A 2,775-nucleotide genomic window follows, 5' to 3' on the forward strand; every position below is an offset into this window, starting at 1 on the left:
GTCCGGGGGCGGTCATCGGGGGATTGCGGTCGGACTTGGGCAGCGAGTCGGAAGGCGGCGGAATCTGGGGGGTCCGCTCCTTATCTGGCGGCTTCTTGTCCGCTCTCTTCTCCGCGCTCATCCGGTCGATCTTCTCGACCAGCTCCTTCACCGACGCCGACCATTCCCGGTAGGCGGGCGCGCCGGGGCGCACCGCGCCGGCGAACTGCTGCCTGCGGCGCTTGCCGATCTTGTTGACGCGCACCCGCGCGCCGCTGTGCGGCGCGTGCAGGAACCGCCCGTGCCCGACGTACAGGCCGACGTGGCTGCGGCCGTGGAAGAAGATGAGGTCGCCGGGTTCGAGGTCCCCGTACTTCACCTTCCGGTCGACCTTGCGGTACTGGGCGTAGGTGACGCGGGGGAGCTTCACGCCCGCCTTGCGCCATGACGCCATCGCGAGGCCGGAGCAGTCGTAGCTGCTCGGCCCGTCGGCGCCCCACCGGTAGGGCTTGCCGATCTGCTTGCGCGCGAACCGCAGCGCCCTGCTCGCCTTCTCGCGCTGGTCCGCCTCGCGCGTCCGGTACTCGTCGTAGGCCTGCACCTTCTGCAGCGTCGCCGAGTCCAGATGCAGGCTCTTCAGCACCACCGGATTGAGCGCCGCGTGTGCGGGCGCGCCGAGCGGTACGGTCAGCGCCAGCCCGGTCGCCGTCGCGGTGAGGGCCGCCAGGAGCATCCCCTGTTTTCGGCCGTCCGTCCGAGTACGGCCGCCATGGCGCTCCAATGCTCCGTTTCCGGCGCCGTCATCCTGCGAGTGGCGTGCGATTGACATTCCCGTTCTCTCCGTTCCCCCAGTACCGGGTCGGTCTCCGGCAGGTGATCATCATCCTGCCGAGAGTTCGGGTACCCGTTGATCGCCGGGGAATTGTGAGAACCGGCCGATTTTACATGATCATGGCGCCGAATTGGAGGCATTCTTTGGTGTCTTTGATCATGCGGTCAGATGTGCCAGCGAGGTCAGCGGGACCGGCAGCCAGGCCGGCCGGTTCCGTGCCTCGTACCGCACCTCGTACACCGCCTTCTCGAATTCGAAGGCGTGCATCAGCACCGAATGCGCGGCCGGGTCGGCGCCGCCCGCCGCCGCGTAGCCGCGGCAGAACGCCGCCCGGTTCCGCGCCGCCCACGCGTGCGCGCGCGTCTCCAGGTGCGGCCCCGACTCGGTCGGCACCGTGCCGGACTTGGTGATGAGGAACCGCGCCGCGTACTCGAAGGAGCGCAGCATGCCGGCGACGTCGCGCAGCGGGTGCGCGAGCGCGCGGCGCTCGCTCTCCGCGCGGGCCGGCTCGCCCTCGAAGTCCAGCAGCGCCCAGCCCGACTCGGTGCGCAGCACCTGGCCGAGGTGGTAGTCGCCGTGCACGCGCTGGACCGGCAGCGGCGCCGCCCGCGCCGCCAGGTCGAGGAACGCCCCGGTGAGCGACTTCGCGTGCGGGGCGAGGCCGGGCACGGCCTGGCAGGTCGCGGTCAGCTCGGTGTTCATCCGGGCGGCCATCGCGCGCACCTCGTCCGCGGCGAGGACCGTCACGCCGAACGCGTCGGCGAGCGCCCGGTGCACCTGGGCGGTGGCCGCGCCGAGCCGCTCGGCCTCGGCCGCGAAGTCGCCGCCCGCGCCGCTCGCGTCCAGCTCCGCCCACTCGTCGCCGGGCGGCAGCGGGTAGGCGAACCAGTCGCGGACGCTCGCGATCGCGAGGCTCCAGCCGTCGGCACCGGTGTGCAGGTAGTCCGACAGGAGCGCGAGCGTGACCGGCTCCGCGCCCGGTCCGTCCGGTTCCAGCTCGATCCAGCCGTGCACGGCGGGGATGTGCTCGCAGCCCTGCCGGGTCAGCGCGAGGTTGACCTCCAGGTCGAGGTTGACGCCGCGGCTGAGCCGCCGGAACAGCTTGCAGATGTAGGCGTCGCCGAACAGCAGCGAGGTGTTGCTCTGCTCGGCGGTGATGGGCAGGCTCGCCAGGTCGGTCCGGATGCGGGCGCCGGGCACGTGGTGGAACCGCAGCGGGCCGATGGACGCCTCGTCCGCCAGCGCGTCCAGCAGCATCCGGGTCAGGTCGTGGTCGTGGGCGGCGTCGTACAGCCGCGCCCCCGCGGCGCCCGTACCGGCGCCGATCTCCACGTGCCGGAGCCGGTCGGGAAGGTGCCGGCGGACGCCGAGCAGCAGCTGGTAGCGGTCGACGGCGCCGTTCTGGCGGACGTCGAGGACGAGGTGGTGCAGGGCGGGGTCGCCGGTGCGCAGTTCGGTGGCGGTGCCGATGGACAGCTCGTCGACGGGGCCGTCCTTGCCGCCGAACCACCGCTGCCGGGGCAGCCACTCCGCGAGGTCTCGGGCCAGGTCCGATCGGGGTGGCAGCACAGTCAGACGGTCCTTCCGGCGCCGACGATCCGGTCGGCGGCGCCGCCGTCGTCCGGTGGGAGCAGCTGGAACCAGAAGAACCCGTGCCCCGGAAGCGTGAGCAGGTAGGGCAGTTCGCCGATGGCGGGGAACTGGACGCCGCCCATGCACTCGACGGGGGAGTAGCCCTCGAAGCGCCGCATGTCGAGTTCGACCGGCTGCGGGAAGCGCGACAGGTTGCTGACGCACAGGATCGTGTCCATCTCGCCCCACGGGCTCTCGTCCTCGGTGATCTCGCGGGTGAAGGCGAGGACGGAGGGGTTGGAGGCGGACAGTTCGACGTAGGAGCCGACGCCGAAGACGGGGTGGCGCTGCCGGATCTCGATCATTGTGCGGGTCCAGTGCAGCAGGCTGCC

General features: G+C 71.7%; 3 protein-coding genes. All 3 read right to left on the reverse strand.

Going from position 1 to position 2,775, the window contains the following annotated elements; all coding sequences use genetic code 11:
* Positions 1 to 712: C40 family peptidase (locus E1284_RS40005; RefSeq protein WP_243715043.1), on the reverse strand; the 712-nt coding region annotated here is incomplete at its 3' end.
* A gap of 255 nt (positions 713 to 967) precedes the next feature.
* On the reverse strand, positions 968 to 2,380 hold the full coding sequence (locus tag E1284_RS40010) for a maltokinase N-terminal cap-like domain-containing protein (protein ID WP_131945331.1): 1,413 nt from the start codon (positions 2,378 to 2,380) through the stop codon (positions 968 to 970).
* A 2-nt stretch (positions 2,381 to 2,382) separates the two neighbouring features.
* A partial coding sequence (locus tag E1284_RS40015; protein ID WP_207924237.1) for an alpha-glucosidase C-terminal domain-containing protein occupies positions 2,383 to 2,775 on the reverse strand: 393 nt, incomplete at its 5' end.

The organism is Actinomadura bangladeshensis, assembly GCF_004348335.1.
GTDB classification, from domain to species: domain Bacteria; phylum Actinomycetota; class Actinomycetes; order Streptosporangiales; family Streptosporangiaceae; genus Spirillospora; species Spirillospora bangladeshensis.